The organism is Rhizobium sp. Root1204 (assembly GCF_001424965.1).
Taxonomy (GTDB): Bacteria; Pseudomonadota; Alphaproteobacteria; order Rhizobiales; family Rhizobiaceae; genus Pararhizobium.
In genome coordinates, this window is sequence record NZ_LMCZ01000023.1 from 112,827 (window position 1) to 138,489 (window position 25,663).

General features: G+C 60.5%; 25 protein-coding genes. 16 read left to right on the plus strand and 9 right to left on the minus strand.

The features are described 5' to 3' along the window. Positions 1-138 precede the first annotated feature (138 nt). Positions 139-1,422 carry a DUF3422 family protein gene (locus ASC96_RS19160; protein ID WP_060504723.1) on the plus strand — a complete coding sequence of 428 codons (1,284 nt, stop codon included), beginning with the start codon at positions 139-141 and terminating at the stop codon, positions 1,420-1,422. A gap of 37 nt (positions 1,423-1,459) precedes the next feature. Further along, complete coding sequence (locus ASC96_RS19165) at positions 1,460-2,911, plus strand: DUF6880 family protein (protein WP_060504724.1); 1,452 nt, start codon at positions 1,460-1,462, stop codon at positions 2,909-2,911. Here ASC96_RS19165 and ASC96_RS19170 read toward each other — a convergent pair. Beyond that, positions 2,896-3,792, minus strand: coding sequence for a LysR family transcriptional regulator (locus ASC96_RS19170; protein ID WP_060504725.1), 897 nt, complete (start codon positions 3,790-3,792; stop codon positions 2,896-2,898). The two genes, ASC96_RS19165 and ASC96_RS19170, sit on opposite strands and share 16 nt — an antisense overlap. A gap of 116 nt (positions 3,793-3,908) precedes the next feature. On the opposite strand from ASC96_RS19170, the gene ASC96_RS19175 reads away from it, so the two are divergent. From ASC96_RS19175 to glcF, 3 genes are all read left to right on the plus strand, one after another. Beyond that, complete coding sequence (locus ASC96_RS19175; RefSeq protein WP_060504726.1) at positions 3,909-5,348, plus strand: FAD-linked oxidase C-terminal domain-containing protein; 1,440 nt, start codon at positions 3,909-3,911, stop codon at positions 5,346-5,348. Continuing rightward, the gene (gene glcE, locus ASC96_RS19180) at positions 5,345-6,547 is read left to right on the plus strand and encodes a glycolate oxidase subunit GlcE (RefSeq protein ID WP_060504727.1); all 1,203 of its coding nucleotides are present in this window, start codon (positions 5,345-5,347) and stop codon (positions 6,545-6,547) included. Before ASC96_RS19175 ends, glcE begins: the two co-directional genes overlap by 4 nt. A 193-nt stretch (positions 6,548-6,740) precedes the next feature. Beyond that, positions 6,741-8,048 (plus strand): glycolate oxidase subunit GlcF, encoded by a 1,308-nt coding sequence (gene glcF, locus ASC96_RS19185; protein ID WP_060504728.1) that lies wholly within the window; start codon positions 6,741-6,743, stop codon positions 8,046-8,048. A 161-nt stretch (positions 8,049-8,209) separates the two neighbouring features. Here glcF and ASC96_RS19190 read toward each other — a convergent pair whose 3' ends face one another. After that, a complete protein-coding gene (locus tag ASC96_RS19190) occupies positions 8,210-8,902 on the minus strand; it encodes a L,D-transpeptidase (RefSeq protein ID WP_060504729.1) in 693 nt (230 codons plus the stop codon). A gap of 168 nt (positions 8,903-9,070) precedes the next feature. Then, positions 9,071-9,832 (minus strand): L,D-transpeptidase, encoded by a 762-nt coding sequence (locus ASC96_RS19195; protein ID WP_060504730.1) that lies wholly within the window; start codon positions 9,830-9,832, stop codon positions 9,071-9,073. 248 nt (positions 9,833-10,080) lie between these two features. On the opposite strand from ASC96_RS19195, the gene ASC96_RS19200 reads away from it, so the two are divergent. Next, the gene (locus tag ASC96_RS19200) at positions 10,081-10,710 is read left to right on the plus strand and encodes a DNA-3-methyladenine glycosylase I (RefSeq protein WP_060504731.1); all 630 of its coding nucleotides are present in this window, start codon (positions 10,081-10,083) and stop codon (positions 10,708-10,710) included. 25 nt (positions 10,711-10,735) lie between these two features. Here ASC96_RS19200 and ASC96_RS19205 read toward each other — a convergent pair whose 3' ends face one another. Beyond that, positions 10,736-10,951, minus strand: a complete 216-nt coding sequence (locus ASC96_RS19205) for a hypothetical protein (RefSeq protein WP_060504732.1) — start codon at positions 10,949-10,951, stop codon at positions 10,736-10,738. Between the two features lie 115 nt (positions 10,952-11,066). Then, positions 11,067-11,450, minus strand: a complete 384-nt coding sequence (locus tag ASC96_RS19210) for a DUF305 domain-containing protein (RefSeq protein WP_244482200.1) — start codon at positions 11,448-11,450, stop codon at positions 11,067-11,069. Positions 11,451-11,776: 326 nt separating this feature from the next. Here ASC96_RS19210 and ASC96_RS32830 point away from each other — a divergent pair, with 326 nt between their 5' ends. Beyond that, positions 11,777-11,917, plus strand: a complete 141-nt coding sequence (locus tag ASC96_RS32830) for a hypothetical protein (protein ID WP_156393799.1) — start codon at positions 11,777-11,779, stop codon at positions 11,915-11,917. A gap of 39 nt (positions 11,918-11,956) precedes the next feature. Here the strand turns inward: ASC96_RS32830 and ASC96_RS19220 are convergent, their stop codons facing one another. Further along, positions 11,957-12,367, minus strand: coding sequence for a hypothetical protein (locus tag ASC96_RS19220; RefSeq protein ID WP_060504735.1), 411 nt, complete (start codon positions 12,365-12,367; stop codon positions 11,957-11,959). Positions 12,368-12,650: 283 nt separating this feature from the next. On the opposite strand from ASC96_RS19220, the gene ASC96_RS19225 reads away from it, so the two are divergent. The 6 genes from ASC96_RS19225 (at position 12,651) to ASC96_RS19250 (ending at position 19,122) form a co-directional block, all read left to right on the plus strand. Continuing rightward, complete coding sequence (locus ASC96_RS19225) at positions 12,651-13,274, plus strand: helix-turn-helix transcriptional regulator (RefSeq protein WP_060504736.1); 624 nt, start codon at positions 12,651-12,653, stop codon at positions 13,272-13,274. A gap of 111 nt (positions 13,275-13,385) precedes the next feature. Then, positions 13,386-14,897, plus strand: coding sequence for a histidine--tRNA ligase (gene hisS / locus ASC96_RS19230; protein WP_060504737.1), 1,512 nt, complete (start codon positions 13,386-13,388; stop codon positions 14,895-14,897). Positions 14,898-15,164: 267 nt separating this feature from the next. Further along, positions 15,165-16,286, plus strand: a complete 1,122-nt coding sequence (locus tag ASC96_RS19235; RefSeq protein ID WP_060504738.1) for an ATP phosphoribosyltransferase regulatory subunit — start codon at positions 15,165-15,167, stop codon at positions 16,284-16,286. After that, positions 16,283-16,981 carry an ATP phosphoribosyltransferase gene (gene hisG / locus ASC96_RS19240; RefSeq protein ID WP_060504883.1) on the plus strand — a complete coding sequence of 233 codons (699 nt, stop codon included), beginning with the start codon at positions 16,283-16,285 and terminating at the stop codon, positions 16,979-16,981. Before ASC96_RS19235 ends, hisG begins: the two co-directional genes overlap by 4 nt. Before the next feature lie 122 nt (positions 16,982-17,103). Then, the gene (locus ASC96_RS19245; protein WP_060504739.1) at positions 17,104-17,811 is read left to right on the plus strand and encodes a glutathione binding-like protein; all 708 of its coding nucleotides are present in this window, start codon (positions 17,104-17,106) and stop codon (positions 17,809-17,811) included. Positions 17,812-17,904: 93 nt separating this feature from the next. Next, positions 17,905-19,122 (plus strand): FAD-dependent oxidoreductase, encoded by a 1,218-nt coding sequence (locus ASC96_RS19250; protein ID WP_060504740.1) that lies wholly within the window; start codon positions 17,905-17,907, stop codon positions 19,120-19,122. A gap of 21 nt (positions 19,123-19,143) precedes the next feature. On the opposite strand, the gene ASC96_RS19255 is transcribed toward ASC96_RS19250, so the two are convergent. The 3 genes from ASC96_RS19255 to groES form a co-directional block, all read right to left on the minus strand. Continuing rightward, positions 19,144-19,593 carry a hypothetical protein gene (locus tag ASC96_RS19255; RefSeq protein WP_060504741.1) on the minus strand — a complete coding sequence of 150 codons (450 nt, stop codon included), beginning with the start codon at positions 19,591-19,593 and terminating at the stop codon, positions 19,144-19,146. A gap of 604 nt (positions 19,594-20,197) precedes the next feature. Continuing rightward, on the minus strand, positions 20,198-21,841 hold the full coding sequence (gene groL / locus ASC96_RS19260) for a chaperonin GroEL (RefSeq protein WP_060504742.1): 1,644 nt from the start codon (positions 21,839-21,841) through the stop codon (positions 20,198-20,200). Positions 21,842-21,907: 66 nt separating this feature from the next. Next, positions 21,908-22,204 (minus strand): co-chaperone GroES, encoded by a 297-nt coding sequence (gene groES, locus ASC96_RS19265; protein WP_037105991.1) that lies wholly within the window; start codon positions 22,202-22,204, stop codon positions 21,908-21,910. Positions 22,205-22,473: 269 nt separating this feature from the next. Here groES and ASC96_RS19270 point away from each other — a divergent pair, with 269 nt between their 5' ends. The 3 genes from ASC96_RS19270 to ASC96_RS19280 all read left to right on the plus strand — a co-directional run bounded on the left by ASC96_RS19270 (position 22,474) and on the right by ASC96_RS19280 (position 25,643). Further along, positions 22,474-23,307 (plus strand): sulfurtransferase/chromate resistance protein, encoded by an 834-nt coding sequence (locus ASC96_RS19270; protein ID WP_060504743.1) that lies wholly within the window; start codon positions 22,474-22,476, stop codon positions 23,305-23,307. Next, positions 23,300-24,670 carry a chromate efflux transporter gene (gene chrA, locus ASC96_RS19275; protein ID WP_060504744.1) on the plus strand — a complete coding sequence of 457 codons (1,371 nt, stop codon included), beginning with the start codon at positions 23,300-23,302 and terminating at the stop codon, positions 24,668-24,670. Before ASC96_RS19270 ends, chrA begins: the two co-directional genes overlap by 8 nt. A gap of 124 nt (positions 24,671-24,794) precedes the next feature. Then, positions 24,795-25,643 carry a TIGR01459 family HAD-type hydrolase gene (locus ASC96_RS19280; RefSeq protein WP_060504745.1) on the plus strand — a complete coding sequence of 283 codons (849 nt, stop codon included), beginning with the start codon at positions 24,795-24,797 and terminating at the stop codon, positions 25,641-25,643. The last annotated feature ends 20 nt before the right edge of the window (positions 25,644-25,663 follow it).

A 25,663-nucleotide genomic window follows, 5' to 3' on the forward strand; every position in this document is an offset into this window, starting at 1 on the left:
TCTTTAGCCACTTTTCCAGATCAGGCCTGCCCACGCTTAAGCGAAACAAAGCCGGGCCTGCGTCAAAGCGTCCTTTCCTTTTTGCCCGGCCTGTTGATAAGACAGTGCTGATTGATGCGTGAGAGGGGAAAACGCTTCATGGCCAAACGCAGTTTTGCATTTCCGTCGGCTCCGGCCCGCGCGCAGGCGCTGGGCGAGATTCACGCGCGTCCATATGCGCTGGTGACGTCGCCGCGCGTCATTTTCCAGCTTGCCTTCATGACCGATGGCGGGGCGGCTGTCGATCATGCCGTGCTCTCTGAGCTGTCACGCGCGCGCGGCGTCTCGCCGCCCAGCCGCGAGGCCAGCCATCATGCGATCTCCTGGGGGCAGGGCACGCTACGCTGGGAGCGCCATACCGAATTTTCGACCTATTTCTGGGATGGCGTCATTCCCGATCAGTTTGGCGGCGACGTTACCACCCATCCTTTCGGCGATGGCTTTTCGCCGCCGGGAACGCTGATCTCCGGTATCCGTCTGGAAATCCGGCCGGATACGGAGGAAACCCGCGCCGCAATGTCTGCGTTCGACCCCACCAGCCTCTGTTACAGCGATATCAAGAATGGCCAGTCGGTGGTGCTGACGGACTTTCGCCAGAATGGCGACGGCCTGACGCAGATCCTCGTCATAGACCGGGGCATGACGGAGGCTGGAACCGGCGCGCTTGTGCAGCGCCTGCTCGACATCGAAACCTATCGTACGCTTGCCATGCTCGGGCTGCCGCTGGCGCAGTCGCTGTCGCCGGATATCCGCCGGATCGAGGATGGGCTTACCGGTGTCACCCAACGCATGCGTACCAGCGCCCGCGAAAAGGCGGACGAGATGCTGGCCGAAATCACCCTGCTGGCAGCAGAGCTCGAGGCGGGGGCGGCCCTCAGTCTCTACCGTTTCGGCGCCAGCCGCGCCTATTACGGCATCGTTCAGGAGCGCATCCGTTCACTGATCGAAACCGGCGTACCAGGCTATGAAACGCTCGGCACCTTCCTGGAGCGGCGATTGGCCCCGGCCATGCGCACGTGCCAGTCGGTCGAGGAGCGCCAGGCCAACCTGTCGCGCAAGCTCACCCGCGCCACGGCACTGCTTCGGAGCTGGGTTGATGTTGAGCTTGAACGGCAAAACAGTGCGCTGTTGAATTCGATGGACCGCCGCGCCAAGCTGCAGCTTCGTCTCCAGCAGACGGTCGAGGGGCTCTCGGTTGCTGCGATTTCCTATTATGTGGTCGGCCTGTTCGGTTATCTCGCCAAGGCCGTGGAAAGTGAAGGCATTCCGGTCAAATCCAGCGTGCTGACCGGCTTCTTCGTTCCGGTTGCGGTGCTTGCCATATGGTTTGTCGTGCGGCGTATCCGCAAGCATCATGAAGACGAGGACCGCGAAAGCCTTTAAGTCTTGGGATATTCGAAACGAATCGATCTGCAAGACCATGGCAAAAGTTGTAAAAGCAGCAAAAAAGGCAAAACTCGATAGGGACGGCCTGACCGCGCTCGGGCTGGAGCGGTTGATCGAGATCGCGCTGGATGAGGCAGCCCTCAATCCTTCTTTCAAGAAGCGGCTGAATGCTGCGCTGGCCGGCATCGGCGGCGCGGCCGGTGCTGCCAATGTGGCCAAGCTGATCGACAGCCGCCTGAATGCACTCGAAAAGTCGCAGACCCGTATCCGCTGGCAGAAGGAGCGTGCCTTCGGCAACGACCTCGACAGCATCTCCGCCAGCATCATCAAGGAATTCGGTGCCGTCGATCCGGGCATGGCGCTGGAAAGGCTGATCCGCTTCGTCTTCGGTTATGAGGGCATCTCGGACCGCGTCAACGATTCCAGCGGCCGCATTGCCGGGCTTTATGTTCAGGCCTGCGAAGCCGCTGGCCGTCTGGCACTGACCGTGCCTACGGATCAGCAGGCGCGCATACCCGCATTGATCACGCCGGGTTTGCCGATCATGGATTATCACGGCGTCAGAACCTTGCTTGCCGTGCGGATTGCGGCCGCGCTTTCGCCGGATGTGCTGAAATCCTGGGACGAAACGCTGGCAGCAGCGATGAAGATCCCCGCCGGTACCACGCTGCTTCCTGCGATCGTTTACGTGCGCCGGGCCATTGCCGATGCGCGCGGCGATCTCGATGCGTATATCGCGATCGAGGAAAGCCTGCCGGACTCGCTGCGCGAGCCGGTCGCTATTGCCGAGCGGTTGCACGCCGCTGGCCGTCACGCGGAGGCTTTGATCTGGGTCCGGAAGCCCCGTAAATCGCGTGTCGGCTTTGTCCGCCGTGCCGAAGTTCTGAGCGGCGATGTAAAGGCGCTGTCTGACAGGGACCGGCTCGAGGCTGCGATCCTCGACGGTCTCAAGGACCGCACGGCATCGCAGGCCATACGCTGGAAGATTTTCGAGCAGGGGCTCGATGCGGAGATGTTGCGCGAATATATTGCCAAGGCCGGTGATTTCGAAGAATTCGAAGCGCTGGACAAGGCTTTCGCCTTTGCCGAGCAGCACCGCGAACCGCATGCCGTGCTGCGCTTCTATCTTGTCTGGCCAAGGCTCGATCTGGCTGCCCGCTATGTCGTTGCCCGCTGGGGCGTCTGGGAGGGTGAGTTCTACGAGTTTCTTTTGCCTGCCGCCGAAGCGTTCGAAGCCGCCGATTATCCGGCGGCGGCAACCGCACTTTACCGTGCGCTTCTGGACCGTATCATCGGCCGGGGCCTGTCAGAGGCCTATGGGTATGGTGCCGATTATCTCGCACGGCTGTCAGCCCTGGCAAAACGCCCCCACGGCAATGACGGCCTGGTGTCCCACGCCGATTATGTCGCGGATCTGCGCAGGCAGCATATCCGCCGCCACGGTTTCTGGGACCGTATCCCGCCGGAAACCTACCGTTCCCAGTAGGGATCCGGCCCGTAGAGCCCGGCGAGGTAATCGATGAACAGCCGTACTTTGGCGGGCAGGAACTGGCGGCTGGGATAGAGCGCCGAGACGAACAGATTGCGGGAGCCCTCCCAGGCGGGCAGCACCTGCAAGAGCTTTCCCGATTTCAGGTCGCTGCCGACATCCCAGGTGGACCGGAGCGCGATGCCCGCGCCGGACAGCACCGCTTCGCGCACCACTTCGGAAGAATTGGTGATTAGTCTGCCTTGTGGCTTGTAGCTCATCGAGCCCGCCTCGCTTTCCAGCTTCCAGGTGTCGTGATTGTGCTGGCGCAGGCAGATGTGGTCGCCGAGATCGTCGATGGTCTCCGGCGTGCCGTAGCGTGCGATGTAGGCCGGTGAGGCGCAGAGGATACGCCTTACCGGCACCAGCTTGCGCGCCACCAGTGTCGAATCGCTGAGTTCGCCGATGCGGATGGCAAGGTCGAAACTCTCGGCGACGATGTCGGTGAACTCATCCGACAGCACGATATTCACAATGAGATCGGGATGGGCCTCGATGAAACGGGCGAGATGCGGCGCGACATGCATGCGGCCGAAGGAGGTGGGGGCGGTGATGCGCAGCGTGCCTTGCGGTTGGCCGGAGCGGCCGGAAGCAAAGGCCTCGGCTTCCTCGATCCCGGCCATGATCCCGAGCACGCGGTCATAAAAACCCTGTCCGGCTTCGGTCAGCGATATCTGCCGTGTGGTACGCTGGAAGAGCCGCGTTCCGAGCCGGTCTTCCAGCCGCTTGATGCGTTTGGAAATAACAGCTGGGGAAAACCCCAATGTCCGCCCCGCCGCCGACATACTGCCGGTGGATACGACACGCGTGAACACCTCAAGATCGCCCAGATTTGTCATCAATCTTGACCATTGTTTCGAAAACAGAAAAACTGATTAGCATTTGCTGCGTCGTCATGAAAGTGGTAAAGAAAAAATACCAATCATGCGCAGCGTGACTATGCCGGGAGGCCGATATGCCGGAAACGATTGCCTTTCTGGAGCCGAAACCATCCGTGCTTGCACGCCGCCAACAGATCGTCGAGGATCTGGCTGATATACTGCCACCCGGTTGTCTGATCAGTGAAAAACGTGGACTGGTTCCGTTTGAGACGGACGCCTTTATCGCCTATCGCCAGGTGCCGCTGGCCGTCGCGCTGCCGGAAACCACTGCGCAGGTGGCGGCCGTTCTGAAATATTGCAGCCGCTACGGCATTCCCGTCGTGCCGCGCGGGGCGGGCACCTCGCTGTCGGGCGGCGCCATTCCGCAATCCGACGCGGTGGTGATCGGCCTTTCGAAGATGTCGCGCATCCTCGATGTCGATTTTGCCAACCGCACCGCGACAGTGCAGGCGGGCGTCACCAATATCAATATTTCCGAAGCGGTCTCCGCTGACGGGTTTTTCTATGCGCCGGACCCGAGCTCGCAGCTTGCCTGCACCATCGGCGGCAATATCGGAATGAATTCCGGCGGCGCCCATTGCCTGAAATATGGCGTCACCACCAACAATCTGCTCGGCGTCAAGATGGTCCTCTTCGATGGCACGGTGATCGAGCTTGGCGGCAAGGCGCTGGATGCGCCGGGTTATGACCTGCTCGGCCTGGTCTGTGGCTCGGAAGGCCAGCTCGGTATCGTCACCGAGGCGACCGTGCGGCTGCTGGCCAAGCCGGAAGGGTCGCGGCCGGTTCTGTTCGGCTTCATGTCGTCGGAAGAGGCAGGGTCGTGCGTTGCCGAAGTCATCGGTTCCGGTATCATCCCGGTTGCCATCGAATTCATGGACAAGCCGGCGATCGGCATCTGCGAGGCGTTCGCGCAGGCAGGTTATCCGATGGATGTCGAGGCTCTTTTGATCGTCGAGGTCGAGGGATCGGAAGCCGAGATGGAGGCGATGCTGGCGAGCATCATCGCGATCGCCCGCCGCCATGGCGTCGCCACCATCCGCGAAAGCCAGTCGGCGGCGCAAGCGGCGCTGATCTGGAAAGGCCGCAAATCCGCCTTCGGCGCCACCGGCCGCATCGCCGATTATATCTGCATGGATGGCACGGTGCCGCTTGGGCAGCTGTCCTATGTCCTGAAGAAGACGAGTGAGATCATCGACAGCTATGGCCTGCGCGTCGCCAACGTCTTCCACGCCGGTGACGGCAACATGCACCCGCTGATCCTCTACAACATCAACGATCCGGAAGACGCCGCACGCGCCGAAGCGGCGGGCAATGACATTCTGAAGCTCTGCGTTGACGCTGGCGGTTGCCTGACCGGCGAACATGGCGTCGGCATCGAGAAACGTGACCTGATGCTGCACCAGTTCGAACAAGTCGATCTCAACCAGCAGATGGCGGCGCGCGCCGCCTTCGATCCGCAATGGATCATGAACCCTTCAAAGGTCTTTCCGCTGGAAGGACGCCCGGCCGCATGAGCATGAATTTCGAGCCGACATCAGAAGCGGAAGCCGCCGATATCATCCGGCAGGCCGCCGCACATGCAGTGCCGCTGGCAATAACCGGAGGCGGCACCCGTTCGGGCCTTGGAAATAGCGTCCGCGCAGAGAGGGGCCTCTCGACGCGAAGACTGTCTGGCATCCTCAGCTACAATCCCGCCGAGATGACGATGAGCGCCAGGGCGGGAACACCTATGCGGGAGATCGAGGCTGCACTTGCCGGCAATCGCCAGATGCTGGCGTTCGAGCCGATGGATCATCGCGGCGTCATGGGCACCAGCGGCGAGCCGACCATCGGCGGTGTGTTTGCCGCCAATGTCTCCGGCCCGCGCCGCATCACGGCCGGTGCCGCGCGCGATCATCTGCTTGGCATCCGTTTCATCAACGGTTCGGGCGAGGCGATCAAATCCGGCGGCCGGGTGATGAAAAATGTCACCGGGCTCGATCTGGTCAAGCTGCTCTGCGGCTCGCACGGCACGCTGGGGCTTCTGACCGAAGTCACGTTCAAGGTCCTGCCCCTGCCGCCCGCTGCGGCCACGATCGTGGCTTTTGGTCTCGACGATGCGCAGGCTGCCGCCGCCATGGCGCATGCGCTGGCGATGCCGGTCGAAGTATCCGGTGCCGCCCATCTGACGGAGAGCGTGCGGTACCGCTTTGTCGGCACCAGTCACCCGGAGGGCGCGGCAACGGTCCTGCGCCTTGAGGGGCTACCGGCCTCGGTCGCTGTCCGGGCGGAAAAGCTGAAAGCTGCCTTCGCCCAGGTCGCGCCCGCAACGGTGCTCGACCACGAGGCGACGGAAAAGCTGTGGCGGGATATCCGGGATGTCAAACCCTATGCTGACGGTACGCAAAAACCGCTCTGGCGCGTCTCGGTGGCGCCAACCGCCGGCCACCAGCTGGTCGCAGCTCTGCGGCTGCAAACCGGTGTCGATGCATTTTATGACTGGCAGGGCGGCCTTGTCTGGTTGCGCATGGAGGCCGACGCGGAGTCAGAGATGCTGCGCCGCTTCATCAAGGGTATCGGCGGCGGTCATGCGACACTGGTGCGCGCCTCGGATGCGGTTCGCGCGGCCACTCCGGCCTTCGAGCCGGAACCTGCTCCCGTTGCAGCGCTGTCGGTGCGGTTGAAGGAAAAATTTGATCCCAAGGGAATATTCAACCCGGGGAAGATGGGGTGATGATGAGTATGCAGCTTCCCCCCCTCTGTCACTGCGTGACATCTCCCCCACAAGGGGGGAGATCATTCTTTTCCCACGCCGGTTTCTCCGTAGGGCGGGCACAAAGCTTGCCGTCAATCTCCCCCCTTGTGGGGGAGATGTCCCGAAGGGACAGAGGGGGACTTGCCTCGGCACACTCGGAGCATCGCGCCTGATGCAGACCAATTTCACCCCCGAACAGCTCACCGATCCGCATGTTGCCGAATCCGAGGGGATCCTGCGAAAGTGCGTGCATTGCGGCTTCTGCACCGCCACCTGTCCGACCTATGTGACGCTCGGCAACGAGCTCGACAGTCCGCGCGGCCGGATTTATCTGATCAAGGACATGCTGGAAAACGGCCGTCCGGCCGATGAGGAAGTGGTCACCCATATCGACCGCTGCCTATCCTGCCTTGCCTGCATGACCACCTGTCCGTCCGGCGTCAACTACATGCACCTAGTCGATCATGCCCGTATTCATATTGAGCAGACTTACAAGCGCCCCTTGAAGGATCGGCTGGTGCGCAACGTGCTGGCGGCAGTCTTGCCCTATCCCGGGCGGTTCCGGCTCGCGCTGAAAGCAGCCCGGCTTGGCCAGCCACTTGCGGCGGCAATGAAGCGTGTGCCGTTTCTGAAAAGCTTCGGCATCATGCTGGATCTGGCGCCTGCAGGCATCGCCCCGGCATCCTCAGCTTCCACGCCCGGTATTCGCCCTGCCCAAACGGAGAAACGCGGCCGTGTCGCCATTCTCACCGGCTGCGCCCAGCCGGTGCTGAAACCCGGGATCAACGAGGCGACCATCCGCCTGTTGACACGGCTCGGCGTCGAGGTCGTGGTGCCGCAAGGCGAGGGTTGCTGCGGTGCGCTGGTGCATCATATGGGCCGCGAGGAACAGGCGCTTGCCGCCGCCCGCCGCAATGTCGATGTCTGGGGCAAGGCCGCAGATGCGGGCGGGCTTGATGCCATCATCATCACCGCGTCCGGCTGTGGCACCACCATTAAGGATTATGGCCATATGCTGCGGCTTGATCCGGCCTATGCGGAAAAGGCGGCGCGTGTCTCGGCGCTGGCCAAGGACATTACCGAATATCTGGCGACGCTCGACCTGCCGCGGCAGGAACCGAAGGCGATCATCGTCGCCTATCATTCCGCCTGCTCGATGCAGCACGGCCAGAAGATCACCATGGCACCGAAGATTCTGTTGAAGAATGCCGGCTTCACCGTGCGCGATCCGGCCGAGGGTCATCTCTGTTGCGGCTCGGCCGGCACCTACAATATCCTGCAGCCGGATATTTCAGCGACACTGAAGGCGCGAAAAGTGAAGAATATCGAGGCGACCAAGGCCGACATCATCGCCACCGGCAATATCGGCTGCATCACCCAGATCGCCACCGGCACTGACATGCCGATCCTGCACACGGTGGAACTGCTGGATTGGGCCTATGGCGGCGAAAAGCCGGCGGGCATTTTACCCTCCCCTTGAGGGTAGCCTATCGCTCCCCCTTCTCCCCAGCGGGGAGAAGGGGGAGCGAAGGGCCGGATGAGGGGGCGGTAGGCTCCGAATTTACCGAAGCATCCCCCTCATCGCCTCGCTACGCTCGGCACTTCTCCCCGCTGGGGAGAAGAGGGAGGCTGCGGTGACCCTCAGCCGCCAAAGATCGTCCGCAGGATATCGACGCCGCGGTCATTGTAGGACACGTTGCCCTGCTTGTTGCCGGGGCCGATGACGATCACCTTGGTGCCGATCGAAGCGCGTTCGTACAGATGCTCGACGTCCTTGTTCATCATGCGGATGCAGCCGGACGACATGTTGAGGCCGATCGTCCAGGGCTGGTTGGTGCCGTGGATACGGAAGCCGGAATCGTTCTTGCCCTTGTACAGATAGAGCGCGCGTGCGCCGAGCGGATTGTCGATGCCGCCTTCCTGGAAGGCCGGAAGGATATGGCCCTTCTTGGCCTCGCGGGCGATCATTTCCTTCGGCGGTGTCCAGCCCGGCCATTCGGCCTTGCGCTGTACCTTGACGACGCCCGACCAGCCAAAGCCTTCGCGGCCGACGCCGATACCGTAGCGGGTCGCCCGGTTCGGGCCTTCGATGTAATAGAGATACTTGTTATTGGTATCGACGATGATGGTGCCGGGCGCTTCATCCGTGCTCAGCCGCACCTTGGTGCGCCAGAACTTTTGGGCCGGCTTCTTCTCTGCCGCCACCAGCGTGACGTCGGAGTTGGACTTTGCCCCTGCCGGTTCGCCCGGCATGAAAGCCGATGCGCTTGAGGCGCCAAAAGTAACCGCGGCTGCAAACCCCATCGCGGCCAATGTCTGCAAGGCATATTTCATAGGCAGTTTCCCTCATCCTGTCCCCAGTTGCGAAACGCTATTGAATATCGCGTTTTACGCAAGTCTTACGGGTTCTGGTTAGGGCAAATGTGATCGGTCGGGCTGTAACCCAGGGAACCCCTGTTGCCGAAAGGCCACGATGTGGCCCTCCGGCGGGTCAACAAGAGCTTAGATGACGACGACTTTGGTGCCGACCTTCACGCGTTCGTAGAGATCGGTGACGTCCTCGTTACGCATGCGGATGCAACCCGAGGAAACAGCGTAGCCGATCGTCCAGGGCGCATTGGTTCCGTGGATGCGGTAGAGTGTCGAGCCGAGATACATGGCGCGTGCGCCGAGCGGGTTTTCCGGACCGCCGTCCATGCGGACAGGAAGGTAGTGCCCCTTGGCCGCCTCGCGGGCGCGCATTTCGGCTGGCGGCGTCCAGTTCGGCCACTCCGCCTTGCGGGTCACCTTGTGGGCGCCGGCCCATTCGAAACCCGGCTTGCCGACGCCGACGCCGTAGCGGCGGGCCTCGCCATTGCCGGTCACCAGATAAAGGAAGCGGTTGTTGGTATCGATGACGATCGTGCCGACCTTCTCCTTGCTGTCATAGGCAACGGTCTGCGGCAGGAATTGCGGATCCAGCTGGCGCACCGGCCGCTGGGCACGGGTCATCGCCACCGGCTGCGCGACACCGGCGCCGGAACGCTGGACACGCTTTTGAAACAGATACTGTTTTCGGGTGGCGGCCGGCTGTTGAACCGCGATAGGCCGCTGCTGGCGATAGACGACACGCTCGGGCTTGCCGCCCAGCTGGGTCACCCAGGGAGCGGTCAGGTCCGGGCTGATGACGACCGGGGGCCGGTTCTGGTAGCGGTCCTGCGCCTCGGCAAGACTGGTAAACGCAACGAGCATGGATGTGGCAAGGATCAGGGTTTTCTTCATCATCGGACGGACTCACTACCTTTCGCCGGAAACTCACAGCTTCGCCGTCCGCGGTGAAGGCGGATGACGAGCGGCATGGACGCCAAAAAAACATTGGCGGAATGGAGGGATCGTGGCACCCGGCAGCAACCGAATGGTAAATACCGGCTCATTAAAAGCCGCGCGTCCGGATAAAGCGTTGGGTAGGGTTATCGCCGGCTTTAGGACTATGGTTGGCAATTGGTAAAACGAGAGAATTCAGGGAGAAACGCATGACGGCAAAGGGTATCATCACCGGAGAGGACGGCGTTGACCGCTGCGGCTGGCATGCCAATCTGGCAGACTATCAGCGCTACCATGACGAGGAGTGGGGCAAGCCGATGGCCGATGATATCCGGCTGTTTGAAAAGATATGCCTCGAAGGCTTCCAGTCCGGTCTCTCCTGGCTGACCATCCTGCGCAAGCGCGAGGCGTTTCGCGCAGCCTTTGCCGGCTTTGATTTCGATGTTGTGGCACAATTTGGCGATGACGACATTGCCCGCTGCCTTGCCGATACCGGGATCGTGCGCCATCGCGGCAAGATCGTCTCGACCATCAACAATGCCAAACGGGCGCAGGAACTGAAGGCCGAGTTCGGCTCGCTGGCGCGCTATTTCTGGAGCCACGAGCCGGGCGGCAACGAGCGGCCGAAGGTCGTCACCTGGGAGGCGATCGCCGCCAACCCGACCACGCCGACCTCGACGCTGATATCAAAGGATTTGAAAAAGCGCGGCTGGACCTTTGTCGGGCCGACCACTGTCTATGCCTTCATGCAGGCGATGGGCCTCGTCAACGACCACATCGAGGGCTGCTACTGCCGCGGCAGGATTGAAGACCTGCGGCGGGCGTTCGTTCGGCCCTAGATATCTCGCCTCAGACGGACGTGACCTAAAAGAGATCGTCGGGCATGCCGTGCAGCCGGGTGGCGGGCCTGTTGTTCTGGTAGAGCAGCCCGATGGCGAAGATCACCAGCATGGCGCCGATCACCAGCCATTCGCCGTTGCCGGACATGGCCATGCCGGGAATGATGTTGGAACCTTGCAGCATCCAAAGGCCGCCGAGCAAGATGATGACGATGCCTGCGATATTCTTGAATACCTTCATGACGTCCTCCCACACACTGGAGGAAATTATGTGCCGAAGGATGCTTTCGGTCAATATTCGTCAAGCGGATGGTGGGTAGGCGCCGGAGACAGGCTCCGGCGCCCTGCTTCAGGGATCAGCCGCCGTTCTTGGCGAGCCACTCCGTCATCGTCTTGATCTCCGCTTCCTGGGCGGAAATGACGCCCTCTGCCAATTTACGCAGTTCGGCATCCTTGCCGTACTGAAGCTCGATCTTGGCCATGTCGATCGCGCCCTGATGATGGGCGATCATGCCGCGGACGAAGTCGACATCGGCGTTGCCGGTAAAGACAATATCCATGCCGCCGTGCATCTTCGCATTGGCCTCGGCAAAGGCCGTGCTGGAAGGGCCTGTGTCGCCCTTCGGCTGTGCCATGCCGTCCATTGTCATGGCGCCATGGTTCATCTTGCTGTGATCCATTTCCTGGGCGGCAAGGGGAGTGGTGAAGGTAATGGCCAGCAAGGTTGCAGCCGTGATCATTCTCAGAGACATGATGTGCTCTCTTTCATCTCTTGAAATCGCAATATGCGGGCTTTGGCCCGTATTCAGGAAAACGAGAGAGAGGTCTTGGGAGGCGGGAAACGCGGCTTGAGGGTCGTCGCCAGCATTGGCTTTTGCAATGCGGGAAGCACAGTACTGGCGGGAAGCTCGATCCGGTCGATGCCGTGCACATTCAGGACAACGGCAAAACAGGCCGAACAGGATATCGGATGCACCATTTTCGGCTGATGGGAGCAGGACTTTGCTGCCGCGCAACTATGCTCGCTGGCATGCGCCGAAACCGCGTGATGGGTCGAAGTCATCCCATGGTGACCCGTGCCATTGCCATTCAGGCCCTGGACCTGGGCAAGCGCGGCCGTCCAGCCGCTGATCAAGGCGCAGAAGAGAGCAAGGGTAAGGACGGCGAGACGCATAACACACAGATAGAGGCTGTCGATGTCGATTAAAAGGCTGGCGGCACAGACTTTTTTGGGCGGAGCGTCCAGTTAGCGCTCAAGGTTTGAAAATGCAAAGACGCCCTGCATACGGCCGGTAGCGGCCACCGCATCGATCGACGACGTTCCGATGCAGTAGAGCGGGCCAATGGAGGCATCCGCAATATCCGTGCAATAACAGAAGGATGATGCCGTAGCCGTGGCTTCTTCGAGAATAGCCAGCACGATCTTGCGATGGTTTTCCGCATATCCGCGAATGATGTCCAGCAACCCGCAAAGATTCTGCTCAAGCGCGTGAATATGCTGCGTCATCTCGCCGACGGAGAAGATGCCGGTTGAAAGATCACAGTGCCACCCTTCGATGACATAGTCATGGCCGGTGAGTTCGGCGATCCATCCTTCGTGGGCGCGAGCGTCCTCGGGAAGGATCGTACCGAAGCCCGGTTTCACGAATCTGAGCATGCTATTCCATTTTCAATGGCCGCCTGGATGCAGCATTTTCACGTCTGAGACACTTTCTGCACCGTGTTCGGCGCCCCCATCAAAAAGCGCTTTACCGGCAACCGGAAAAGCGCTGATCTCACGATGCGTCACAGCGTTGTAATCAGCAGAAATTGGTCTTCATGGTTTCAAAAAATAGTCGACAAAAGCTTTCGCCGAAACGGCGGCAATTGATCATTGATTCTCCCTTTAGCTCATAGAAATTACCGAATACAACTCTTGATTTCATGAAAGGGCGCATTCGGTGAATCTCATTCAGGGCGAATTGATCCAGCAATTACAGGCCTACCGGCTGAAGGCTGGGCTGACCCAGGCAGACATTGCCTGGAAGCTCGGCTTTTCTCTGCCAACGGTGTCCCGGTGGGAGCGCGGCGCGTGTACGCCTGACCTGCGCGCCATCGGCGCCATCGTCGATTTTCTGCGCCGTGCCGATGCGCATACGGAAAGGGCTCTGCTGCGATCGATCCTGTCAGCCAAGGACAGCCGCAATCTCTGGGAAGGGGAAGATATCCGCTATCTCGCCGGCTCCCGGCAGGAGTTTATCGATACACCGCTCATGCGGACGATGGTCGGCAAAAGCATCCGCCGCTACATGACCGGTCTCTACCACGATTTCATCGAGGATCAGGCAATCGTTGCGAGCCTAAAATCCGGCGAACTCGCCAGCATCGATTTCTACAGCGGTGCGGCGATGTCGGTGACCAGCATTCCCGATGGGTTCGTGCAATTCAAGCGGATGAGCTTCCAGTCGGAAGTCAGAGGCGTCATCCGCGGCGATAGCCATTCGATCCTCATTCCCGCGGCCGAAGCGCCGATGACAGAGGGCACGATCGTTCATACCTGGGATATGCTGTCACAGCCGCTTTAGGCCCGTGCCGTCAGCGCAAAGACTTGCCGCCTTGGCCTTGATCGGCTAGGGAAAGCGCCAATTGCCATGACGGATCGGACATGACCGATCGACGCTGAAAGTGCTGTTGCCATGAACGACAAAAAGAAGAAGCCACAGAAGCTGAAGGCCCGCCTGCCGCGTGGTTTCGTCGATCGCTCCGCCGCGGACATTCGCGCCGTCGATGAGATGACTGCGAAGATCCGCGAAGTCTACGAGCGTTACGGTTTCGATCCGGTCGAAACGCCGTTGTTCGAATATACCGACGCGCTCGGCAAATTCCTGCCCGACAGCGACCGTCCGAACGAAGGTGTGTTCTCGCTGCAGGATGACGACGAACAGTGGATGAGCGCCCGCTACGACCTGACGGCGCCGCTCGCCCGCCATGTTGCGGAAAATTTCAACGATATCCAGCTGCCCTACCGCACCTATCGCGCCGGCTACGTTTTCCGCAACGAAAAGCCAGGCCCCGGCCGCTTCCGTCAGTTCATGCAGTTTGACGCCGATACGGTTGGCGCCGCGGGTGTCCAGGCGGATGCCGAAATGTGCATGATGATGGCCGACACGATGGAAGCGCTGGGCATTGCCCGCGGCGACTATGTGATCCGGGTCAACAACCGCAAGGTACTTGATGGTGTGCTCGAAGCCATTGGTCTTGGCGGCGACGAAAATGCCAATGCACGGCTGACCGTGCTGCGTGCCATCGACAAGCTCGATAAGTTCGGTCCGGAGGGCGTCAAGCTGCTGCTCGGCCCTGGCCGCAAGGACGAGAGTGGCGATTTCACCAAGGGAGCTGGGCTGAATGAAGACCAGATCGCCAAGGTGATCTTCTTCATCGGCATCACCGACTATGCGGCAAGCGCCGCCGATCTGGCCGCGCTGGTTGCCGGAACGTCGAAAGGCGCTGAGGGCGTTGAAGAATTGAACCTAATCGGCAGCCTGGTGACAAGCGCCGGTTACGATTCCGGCCGCATCAAGATCGACCCATCCGTCGTCCGTGGTCTCGAATATTACACGGGACCCGTTTTCGAAGCCGAACTGCAGTTCGCCGTCACCAACGAAAAGGGTGAAAAGGTCGTCTTCGGCTCGGTCGGCGGCGGTGGCCGCTATGATGGGCTCGTCTCTCGCTTCATGGGCCAGCCGGTGCCGGCCACCGGCTTTTCCATCGGCGTCTCGCGCCTCATGACGGCGCTGAAGAACCTCGGCAAGCTCGGTATGGAAGAGGTCATTGCCCCGGTCGTTGTCTGCGTTATGGACCGCGACACCGAAAGCCTCGGCAAGTACCAGCAGTTCACACAGGCGCTGCGCCACGCTGGCATTCGGGCCGAAATGTATCAGGGCAACAAGAAGAACTTTGGCGACCAGCTGAAATATGCCGACCGCCGCGGCTCGCCGCTTGCCATCATCCAGGGCGGCGATGAACGCGCACAGGGCCTCGTGCAGATCAAGGACCTGATCGAAGGCAAGCGCCTGTCCGGCGAGATCGAGGACAACACCACCTGGCGCGAAGCCCGCGTGGCGCAGGTCTCGGTGCCGGAAGGTGACCTCGTCGCCAAGGTCCGTGAAATGCTGGCCGAGCAGGCGGAAGACCGGGCGCGCGGCTAAGATGTGTAAGGTTGCGCCGGTAATCAGACCCCTCCCCAACCCTCCCCACAAGGGGGAGGGAGTGGTTTTGTACGCGCCGACAATATCATTCACCACAACAACCGACCGCAAGTTGCCATCGAGAGCGAAGCTAGGTGACGGCTTGCGAGCTGTCATTCCCAGAGTTTTGGATATGCAGAACGGTCGGTTCAGCAAATTAACTCCCTCCCCCTTGTGGGGAGGGTTGGGGAGGGGCATTCCCGCACCCACCTGCGTTGCGAGTTTCCCATGCCCCTGATCAACCTCCCAGCCTTCGCCGCTGACCTTCTGGCCGATTTCGAGCGGCTGGGAACGCTGCGTGTCGACACCCCCGTTATCCAGCCGGCCGAACCCTTCCTCGACATGGCCGGGGAGGATCTGCGCCGCCGTATCTTCCTCACCCAGAGCGAGACCGGCGAAAACCTGTGCCTGCGCCCGGAATTCACCATTCCCGTCTGCATGCGCCATATCGAAACCGCGACCGGGACACCGAAGCGTTATTCCTATCTCGGCGAAGTCTTCCGCCAGCGCCGCGAAGGCGGCAGCGAGTTTTATCAGGCTGGCATCGAGGATCTCGGTACCCGCGATGCGGCGAGCGCCGATGCTCGCGCTGTGGCCGATGCCGTGACGATCCTCGGCCGGCTTCTGCCAGAGCGGCCGTTTGCCGTCACCATGGGTGATCAGGCGATGTTCGAAGCGGTCGTCGCAGCGCTCGGCCTGCCCGGCGGCTGGCAGAAACGCCTGATCCGTGCCTTCGGCGAGCAGACGCAGCTGGAAGCCCTGATGCTGCGGCTGGCAAAGCCCGAGCAGGTTGCCGGCCTTGGCGCCGAGGTCGAAGCGCTGCTCGCCAAGGGGGATGAGCAAGGTCTCGTTGCCCATATCGACGGTGTGATGGAGGCGACCGGCTATCTCACCAATGCCAGCCGCTCACCGAAGGAAATAGCCTTCCGGTTGAAGGAAAAGCTGGCGCTGGCCGGCACTTCGCTCGATCCCGGCAAGCTCGATGTGCTCCGGGAATTCCTGTCGCTCGATGTCAGCCTGCGCTACGCGCCGGGTGTACTTGCCGATTTCGCCAAGAGCACTGGACTGCCGCTGCAGGCTGCCGTCGATCGTTTCGATGCCCGCGTCGCGGCCTTCACCGCTGCCGGCGTCAAGCTGGCGGATATCACCTGGCGGGCCGCCTTCGGCCGTCCGCTCGATTATTACACCGGCCTCGTCTTCGAGGTCACCTTGCGCAACGATCACCGGGTACTGGCTGGTGGCGGCCGCTATGACGGCATGCTGACGCTGCTCGGTGCCGAGGAAAACATCCCGGCCGTCGGCTTCTCGCTGTGGCTCGACCGGATCGAGGCGGTGAGGGGAGAGCACTGATGATCACCATAGCCTTGCCCTCCAAGGGCCGGATGAAGGACGATGCCTCCGCCATCTTCGAAAAAGCGGGCCTGAAGATCGTCGCCGTCGGCAACGATCGCTCCTATCGCGGCCGTGTCGAAGGCCTTGATGACGTCGAGATCGCCTTTCTTTCTGCGTCGGAAATTTCCCGCGAAATCGGCAGCGGCTCGATCGATTTCGGCGTCACCGGCGAAGATCTGATCCGCGAGGGTCTGTCGGAGGCCGATGCGCGCGTTGAATTCTGCGCCCGGCTCGGCTTCGGCCATGCCGATGTCGTCGTTGCCGTGCCGGAAATCTGGCTCGATGTCGATACCATGGCCGATCTTGGCGATGTCGCTGCTGACTTTCGTGCCCGTCATGGCCGCCGCTTGGCGATCGCCACCAAATACTGGCGCCTGACCCAGCAGTTCTTCTCGTCGCAGCATGGGATACAGCTCTACCGCATCGTCGAAAGCCTCGGCGCTACAGAAGGTGCACCGGCCTCCGGTTCGGCCGATATCATCGTCGATATCACCTCGACCGGCTCGACGCTGAAGGCCAACCATCTGAAGATCCTGTCGGATGGCATCATCCTGCGGTCGCAGGCCTGCCTGGTGCGGGCACGCAAGGCCGAGCATACGGGTGATCCCCTGGTGGCAAAGATCATTGATGCGGTAAACGGCGCGCTCGCCTGAGGCCTGCGCGTCAGGGCCATGTATGGGCAGGTCCTAAAAAACCTCCGGCCAAATGCATGCGGCAGTCTAACATTCTGGACACATCTGTCCTATGTTCGAACTCCCACCACAAGGAGTTCCGCATGGCCGACCTCAGTGCTTTTCCGATCACCACCCGCTGGCCCGCCCAAAACCCTGATATCATTCAGCTCTACTCGTTGCCGACGCCCAACGGGGTGAAGGTTTCCATCGCTCTGGAAGAACTCGGCCTGGCGTACGAACCCCATCTGATTTCCTTCGGCACCAACGATCAGAAATCACCGGAATTCGTTTCGCTCAACCCGAATGGCCGCATTCCGGCGATCATCGATCCGAATGGTCCGGACGGAAAGCCGATCGGTCTGTTCGAATCCGGCGCCATTCTCGTCTATCTCGCCGAAAAGACCGGCAAGCTCATTCCGGCCGATGCGGCCGGACGTTACGAGACGCTCGCATGGGTGATGTTCCAGATGGGCGGCGTCGGGCCGATGTTCGGCCAGTTCGGCCATTTCTTCAAATTCGCAGCCGATAAGGTCGCCAACAATTCCTATCCGATGGAGCGCTACCGCGATGAGGCCAAGCGGCTTCTCGGCATTCTGGAGACGCGTCTTGAAGGCCGTCAGTGGCTGATGGGCGATCAGTACACCATCGCCGATATCGCCACCTATCCGTGGATCGAAGGTGCCCGCAAGTTCTACGGCGGCGCCGACGTGCTGGAATACAAGAGTTTCCCGAATGTCATGGCATGGGTCGATCGCGGCCTTGCCCGTCCGGCGGCACAGAAGGGCATGGAGATCCCCAAGCGCGACTGATCGCGTCAAATGCTGCCGTCCGTCCGAGTTGACGGCACTCGGGCGGACAGGCTACGTCTTGGGAAAAGAAGCATTTTCGACGGGTGAACACACGTGACAGGTAGACTTGTTGTGGTTGGCGGCGGTCAGGCCGCCTTTGCGTTGGTGGCCAAATTGCGGGCCTTGAAGGACGAGCGTCCGATCACGATCGTCGCGGCGGAAGCAAGCCATCCCTATCAACGCCCGCCTCTGTCGAAGAAATACCTGCTGCGCGAAATGGATCTGGACCGGCTGCTCTACCGGCCGGAAAGCTGGTACGCCGAACACAACATCGATATCCGCCTATCCACGTCGGTCACGGCGATTGACCGGCCTGCCAAGACCGTCACTCTCAGCGATGGCTCGATGCTGGACTATGACGTGCTGGCGCTCGCCACCGGCTCGACCCCGCGCAAACTGCCTGCCAGTGTTGGCGGAGATCTCGACGGTGTCTTCGTGGTGCGCGATTTTACTGATGCCGATCGCCTTGCCGATGAGATGAAGCCCGGCAAACGCGCGCTGATCATCGGCGGTGGTTATATCGGCCTCGAAGCAGCCGCCGTGGCGCGCTCGAGCGGGCTTGATGTGACCGTCATCGAAATGGCCGATCGTATCCTGCAGCGGGTTGCCTCCGTTGCCACCTCCTATCTCGTCAAGGACATCCATACATCGCGCGGCGTTGATATCCGCGAAGGCACTGGCCTCGTCCGCTTGGTCGGCACCAGTGGCCGGGTGACAGCGGCGGAACTGACGGATGGCTCGACCATTCCGGTTGACCTGGTGATTGTCGGTATCGGCGTGACGGCCAATGATGCGCTGGCTCACGGCGCCGATCTCGAAGTGGCCAACGGTATTGTCGTCGATTGCTTCGGGCGGACATCTGACCCGGCCATCCATGCGATGGGCGATTGTGCTGTGCTGCCGTGGAAAGACATGCGGATCCGGCTGGAATCCGTCCAGAACGCCGTCGATCAGGCCGAAGCGGTGGCCGCACTGCTGGCTGGCGGCGAGGCGCCCTATGCGCCGAAGCCGTGGTTCTGGTCGGATCAGTATGACGTGAAGCTGCAGATCGCCGGCTTTGGCCAGGGTCATGACGAGACGGTGGTGCGCAAGGGACAGCGCGAGGGCAGCATTTCGGTCTGGTATTTCACGGCGGGCAAGCTGGTGGCCGTCGATGCGCTCAACGACGCGAAAGCCTATGTCACCGGCAAGAAGCTGCTCGATCTCGGCCTGACGCCCGACCGGGCCCTTCTCGAAGACCCGCTGACCGATCTGAAGACGCTGCTGCCGTAATCTCCCGGCGTTTGTTGCCGGTTATTGATGGTGGGTGAAAACGTGTCTGCGTGCTTCCAGCTGGAAGCGCGGGAAGAAGAACACGCCGAGGATCGAGCCTGAATAGCGCTGTTCCAGTCCGGTGGATTCGCCAATGCAGAAAACCGGCTGTTTCTGGCCGGACGCCAGGATGATCGTCGTCGAAAAGCAGAAGGACGACGAGGTCGTGGCCGCCTGCTCGAAAAGCGCCAGCACGTGATTGCGGTCGGCGCTGTCATAGCAGCGGATCAGATTGAGCAGGCCGCATTCGGCCTGATTGAGGCCGTGCATGGCAGCTGCATTTTCGCCGAGACGGAACAGGCCGTTCGACAAGTCGCCGGACCAACCTTCGGAAGAGCAGAATTGAACGAGCATATCCAGCTCGCTTTCGCCACGGGCAAAAGAATCAGCGCCCCGGGGCTGTGAAAGGCCTGTTCTTGCAATTTTAAACAAGGCTGACCCCGGTATATTCACAAAATCCGAAATTCATTCGTCCGTTCCCGTAAGTGTTCACAAGAAACAGCTTCCATTTTTCAACAGAATTAGACGACACGACAAATACATGACGAGGCGTAGTTTACTGAGAAAGATAGAAAACTCAATTTTCAGGTCTTGGGCGTGTGTACCGGCAAGACAAAACAAATTGTAGGCAAGGAAAATCTATAGGCATTGCGGTCTGGAATCAAAACAATGTTGGGCAGACAGTTAATGCGGAAAAATTGAACTTCTTTATCGTCAATTCGTCCAAGTTCTTGATCCCTGTGAATCTGGGGTTCACTTGGAGCGTTGTTATAATTGCTTTTTCTCTGGCTTCAATGGTCTTTTGAGAAATATTTTGTGATCCGAGATAAATATTCCCGATTGCACCGGTTCGGTCACCGTACAATCAGAGCATGATATTGAGGTTCGTGCAATGCGCCTGAGGGGAGGGGCGTGATGTCGTCCGCAACTCTGTTTGGTGCGAACGAAAAAAGGGCAGACCTTGCGGCCTGCCCCTTCTCAATCCGGAAACCCGGAAAGATCGATGGTCGTCATTGGTAATAAGGCAAACGCCTTATTACATCATGCCGCCCATGCCACCCATGCCGCCCATGTCAGGCATGCCGCCGCCGGCAGCTTCCTTCTTCGGCAGTTCGGCAATCATGGCTTCCGTGGTGATCAGCAGCGAGGCAACCGAAGCTGCGTTCTGCAGAGCCGTACGGACAACCTTGACCGGATCGACGATACCCATGGCGATCATGTCGCCAAATTCGCCGGTCTGGGCGTTGTAGCCGAAGTTGTCGGTGTTGCTTTCGAGGATCTTGCCAACGATGATCGAGCCTTCGTCGCCTGCGTTTTCAGCGATCTGGCGAACCAGCGACTGAAGTGCCTTGCGGATGATGCTGATACCGGCGGTCTGATCGTCGTTTGCGCCCTTGAGGTCGAGAACGATCGAGGCGCGGAGCAGAGCCGTACCACCGCCAGGAACGATACCTTCCTGAACAGCGGCGCGCGTTGCGTTGAGCGCGTCGTCGATACGGTCCTTCTTTTCCTTGACTTCGATTTCAGTCGCACCGCCGACGCGGATGACGGCAACGCCACCAGCGAGCTTGGCAAGGCGTTCCTGCAGCTTTTCGCGGTCGTAGTCCGAAGTGGTTTCTTCGATCTGGCCCTTGATCTGGGCAACGCGGCCTTCGATTTCAGCCTTCTTGCCGGAACCGTCGACGATCGTGGTGTTTTCCTTCGAGATCGAAACCTTCTTCGCACGGCCGAGCATTTCGAGCGTGACGTTTTCCAGCTTGATGCCGATGTCTTCGGAGATGACCTGGCCACCGGTCAGGATCGCGATGTCTTCGAGCATGGCCTTGCGGCGATCGCCGAAGCCAGGAGCCTTGACGGCAGCGATCTTCAGGCCGCCACGCAGCTTGTTGACGACCAGCGTAGCAAGAGCTTCGCCTTCAACGTCTTCCGAGATGATGAGGAGCGGCTTGCCGGTCTGAACGACGGCTTCGAGAACCGGAAGCATCGCCTGCAGGTTGGAGAGCTTCTTCTCATGGAGAAGGATGTAAGCGTCTTCCAGTTCGGCAACCATCTTTTCCGGGTTGGTCACGAAGTAGGGCGAGAGGTAGCCGCGGTCGAACTGCATGCCTTCGACGACTTCGAGTTCGGTTTCGGCGGTCTTGGCTTCTTCAACCGTGATGACGCCTTCATTGCCGACCTTCTGCATCGCTTCAGCGATGTACTGGCCGATTTCCTTTTCGCCGTTGGCGGAGATCGTGCCGACCTGGGCCACTTCGTCCGAAGTGCTGATCTTCTTTGCCTTGGCAACGAGGTCCTTGACGATGGCTGCGACTGCGAGGTCGATGCCGCGCTTCAGGTCCATCGGGTTCATGCCGGCTGCAACGGCCTTGCCGCCTTCGCGAACGATGGCCTGCGCAAGAACGGTAGCAGTCGTGGTGCCGTCGCCGGCGATGTCGTTGGTCTTCGAAGCAACTTCACGGACCATCTGCGCGCCCATGTTCTCGAACTTGTCTTCAAGTTCGATTTCCTTGGCGACGGAAACGCCGTCCTTGGTGATGCGCGGTGCGCCGAAGGACTTGTCGATGATGACGTTGCGGCCCTTAGGACCCAGCGTTACCTTCACTGCGTCTGCGAGGATGTCGACGCCGCGCAGCATCTTTTCGCGCGCGGTACGGCCGAACTTAATTTCTTTGGCTGCCATGTTAAAAACTCCCGGGCTGGTGCCCAATTGGTTTTATGGAAAGTGAAAAGGCGGGAACCGGCTAAATCAGCCGATGATGCCCATGATGTCGGCTTCCTTCATGATCAGAAGGTCTTCGCCGTTGAGCTTGACTTCGGTGCCCGACCACTTGCCGAACAGAACGCGATCGCCAGCCTTGACGTCGAGCGCGATGAGCGTGCCCTTGTCGTCACGGGTACCGGTGCCAACAGCGACGATTTCGCCTTCCTGCGGCTTTTCCTTGGCGGTATCCGGAATGATGATGCCGCCCTTGGTCTTGGCTTCAGACTCGACGCGACGTACAACGACGCGGTCATGTAGCGGGCGGAAATTGGTGCTTGTCATTGTCTAATCCCTCGATCAAATGACTTCACGGACCGTCTTTGCGATCCGATGGATGGATGTTAGCACTCCTATTGCTTGAGTGCTAGCGGCTTGGAGATAAGGACGGCATCGAGGTGAGTCAAGAACGGCCCGGCAAGATTCTTTGCATCGGGAAATATGGTTGACTTGGTTTCCGCTTTTTTGTCTAACTTGCGCATGGGGTCTGCGAACTGCCCCACGAGGCGTCATGCCATCACTTCGCGTCCAATCCCACGAAAAGGACGTAAACCATGGCCTCGTATAACGCTATTTCCACCGAAAAACTTGCCCGCCTGATCGGCACGGCCAAAGGGCCGGTCGTCATAGATGTGCGCGACGATGAAGACTTCGCCGCCCAGCCGTTTCTTGTCCCATCGTCTTTCCGGCGTCCTTACGCCGACGTGCGGCGATGGGGGGCGGATTATCGCGGTCGCTGGGTGGTTGTGATTTGCCAGAAGGGTAAGAAGCTCTCCGAAGGCGTCGCTGCATGGCTCAGAAATGCCGGTGCCACGGCAGAGACGCTGGAAGGCGGATTCGAAGCCTGGCAGGCTGCTCGCCTGCCGCTCGTTCCAGTCGCTGCCCTACCGGGTGAAAACACGAATGGCGGAACAGTCTGGGTCACGCGCTCTCGCCCCAAGATCGATCGTATTGCTTGCCCGTGGCTGATTCGCCGCTTCGTCGATCCGGCCGCGACATTCCTCTTTGTCGCTGCCCCTGAGGTTGAGGCCGTAGCAGATCGTTTCGATGCAACACCGTTTGATGTGGAAAATGTCTTCTGGAGCCACAGGGGAGAGAACTGCACCTTCGATACGATGGTCAAGGAATTTGGTCTGGCATTTCCGGCACTTCAGCATCTCGCCCTGATCGTCCGCGCCGCCGACACCGACAGGCTCGATCTGGTTTCCGAAGCCGCCGGACTGCTCGCGGCGTCGCTCGGTTTCTCGCGGATGTTCGCCGACGATCTGGAACAGCTGGAAGCGGGCATGACGCTCTACGATGCCTTCTATCGCTGGGCGCGCGACGCCACACAGGAAAAGCACGAATGGGTGCAGCACATCGCGAAGAAGGCCAAAGGCCATGAATGAGGCGGTAACCGTCATCCTGCCGCCATCGCATCCGACATTCGGCGAAGCCACCAAAGTCTGGGCGAAGATCGGTTTGCTCAGTTTTGGCGGCCCGGCCGGGCAGATCGCATTGATGCATAGGGAGTTGGTGGAGGAACGCCGCTGGATCTCCGAGAGCCGGTTCCTGCATGCGCTGAATTTCTGCATGCTCCTGCCGGGGCCGGAGGCGCAGCAGCTTGCCACCTATATCGGCTGGCTGCTGCACGGCACACGCGGTGGCATCGTTGCCGGGTTGCTGTTCATTTTGCCGGGCTTTTTCGTCATCCTCGGCTTGTCGTCGGCCTATGCGCTGTTTCATGAGACCGACTGGCTGACAAGCCTGTTCTTCGGGCTGAAGGCGGCGGTGCTGGCCATCGTCGTCGAGGCGGTCATCCGCGTCGGCCGCCGCGCGCTCAAAACCCGCTTTGCGCTCATCGTTGCAGCGTTCGCCTTCGCAGCCCTGTTCTTTTTTGATCTGCCATTCCCGCTTGTCGTGCTGGCGGCCGGCATTGCCGGATATCTTGCCACGCGCCTGCAGCCCGCAACTGGCGAAAAAGCCATGGCGGCGGCGGCAAAGCAGATACTTGCCGATAAACCGTCGGTCATCGACAGCAGCTTTCCCGATGGTGCTTCAAGCTGGGGCCGCACGTTTCAGCTTCTTGCCACCTGGCTGGCGCTGTGGATCGCGCCGTTCGCCGTCATCGGTGTGATGCTTGGATTTGACACCGTTTACAGCGCCATCGGGCTGTTCTTCTCCAAGATGGCCGTGGTGACCTTCGGTGGGGCCTATGCGGTTCTTGCCTATGTCGCGCAGCAGGCGGTCGAGACCTATCATTGGCTCAAGCCCGGCGAGATGCTGGATGGTCTGGCGTTGGCCGAAACTACGCCGGGACCGTTGGTGCTGGTACTGTCCTTCGTCGGCTTCATGGCGGCCTTCCGTGCACCGCTCGGGCTCGATCCGCTTATGTCCGGCCTGCTCGGGGCGACGCTCGCCACATGGGTGACTTTCGTGCCCTGTTTCCTCTGGATTTTTCTGGGCGCTCCTTATGTCGAGGCCTTGCGCAACAACAGGGCTTTGTCCGGCGCGCTGGCGGCCATTTCGGCAGCGGTCACCGGCGTTATCCTCAATCTGGCCATCTGGTTCGGTCTGCACGTTCTCTTTTCCAGCGTGGAGCGCTTTGCTGCAGGGCCTGTTTCCATGCCGCTCCCCGTCTGGCAGACCTTCCAGCTACCGTCCTTCTGCCTGGCACTTCTGGCAGCCGCGCTGCTGTTTTTCTTCAAGCGCGGCGTCGTGACAACGCTTGTCCTCTGCGCGGCCGCCGGTTGGCTGATCCGCGGATTTTAGTGGTTCGATCCCGTTGCGCGCCGGAAACCTTGGAATTCCGCCGCCATTTTTCCCATGGAGACTTGTGTTTTTAACGTCTGCCTGCGATGTCAGCCCGACCATTTCTTTTCTGCGGGAAGCCAGCATGGCCGTTCGGATCAACAGTTTTCGCGACATTGCCAGCCGTTATGACGTCGTGCTCTGCGATGTCTGGGGCGTGCTGCACAATGGCGTCGAGGCGTTCAAAGGCGCCTGCGTGGCGCTGACGGAAGCGCGCGCCAAGGGGCTGACCGTCGTGTTGATCACCAACTCGCCCCGCCCGCATCCCGGCGTCATCGTCCAGATCCGCGGCCTTGGCGTGCCGGACAGCGCCTATGACCGGATCGTCACGTCAGGCGATGTCACCCGCGCACTGATTTCGGCCGGCCCGAAGAAGATCTATTTCATCGGCGCCGAAAAGGACCTGCCGCTGCTCGAAGGCCTGGGCGTCAGCATGGTTTCCTCCGAGGAGGCCGAGATCATTGTCTGCGCCGGCTTTTTTGACGACGAAAGCGAGACTGCCGAGGATTACCGCGCAACGCTGACCGGCCTTGCCAGGCGCAAGGTGCCGTTCATCTGCGCCAATCCGGATCTGGTGGTGGAGCGTGGCCACAAGCTCATTCCGTGCGCTGGCGCCATTGCCAAGGTTTACGAAGAACTTGGCGGCGAAACCCGGATTTCCGGAAAACCTTATGTGCCGATTTACCGGGCGTCCCTGACGGAAGCCAAGGCCGCGCGCGGCGGGCTCGACCTGTCACGGGTGATCGCGATTGGTGACGGCATGCCGACGGATGTCAAGGGCGCGCAGGATTTCGGTCTCGACGTCCTTTATATCAGCGCGGGCATTCACGCCGCCGAATATATGACCGGTGAAAAGACCGACGAATCCAAGCTGACGGCATTCTTGAAAAACGAAGGCGTCACGCCAAAATGGTGGATGCCGAGACTGGCTTGACGGATTGGCGCGATCGGCCC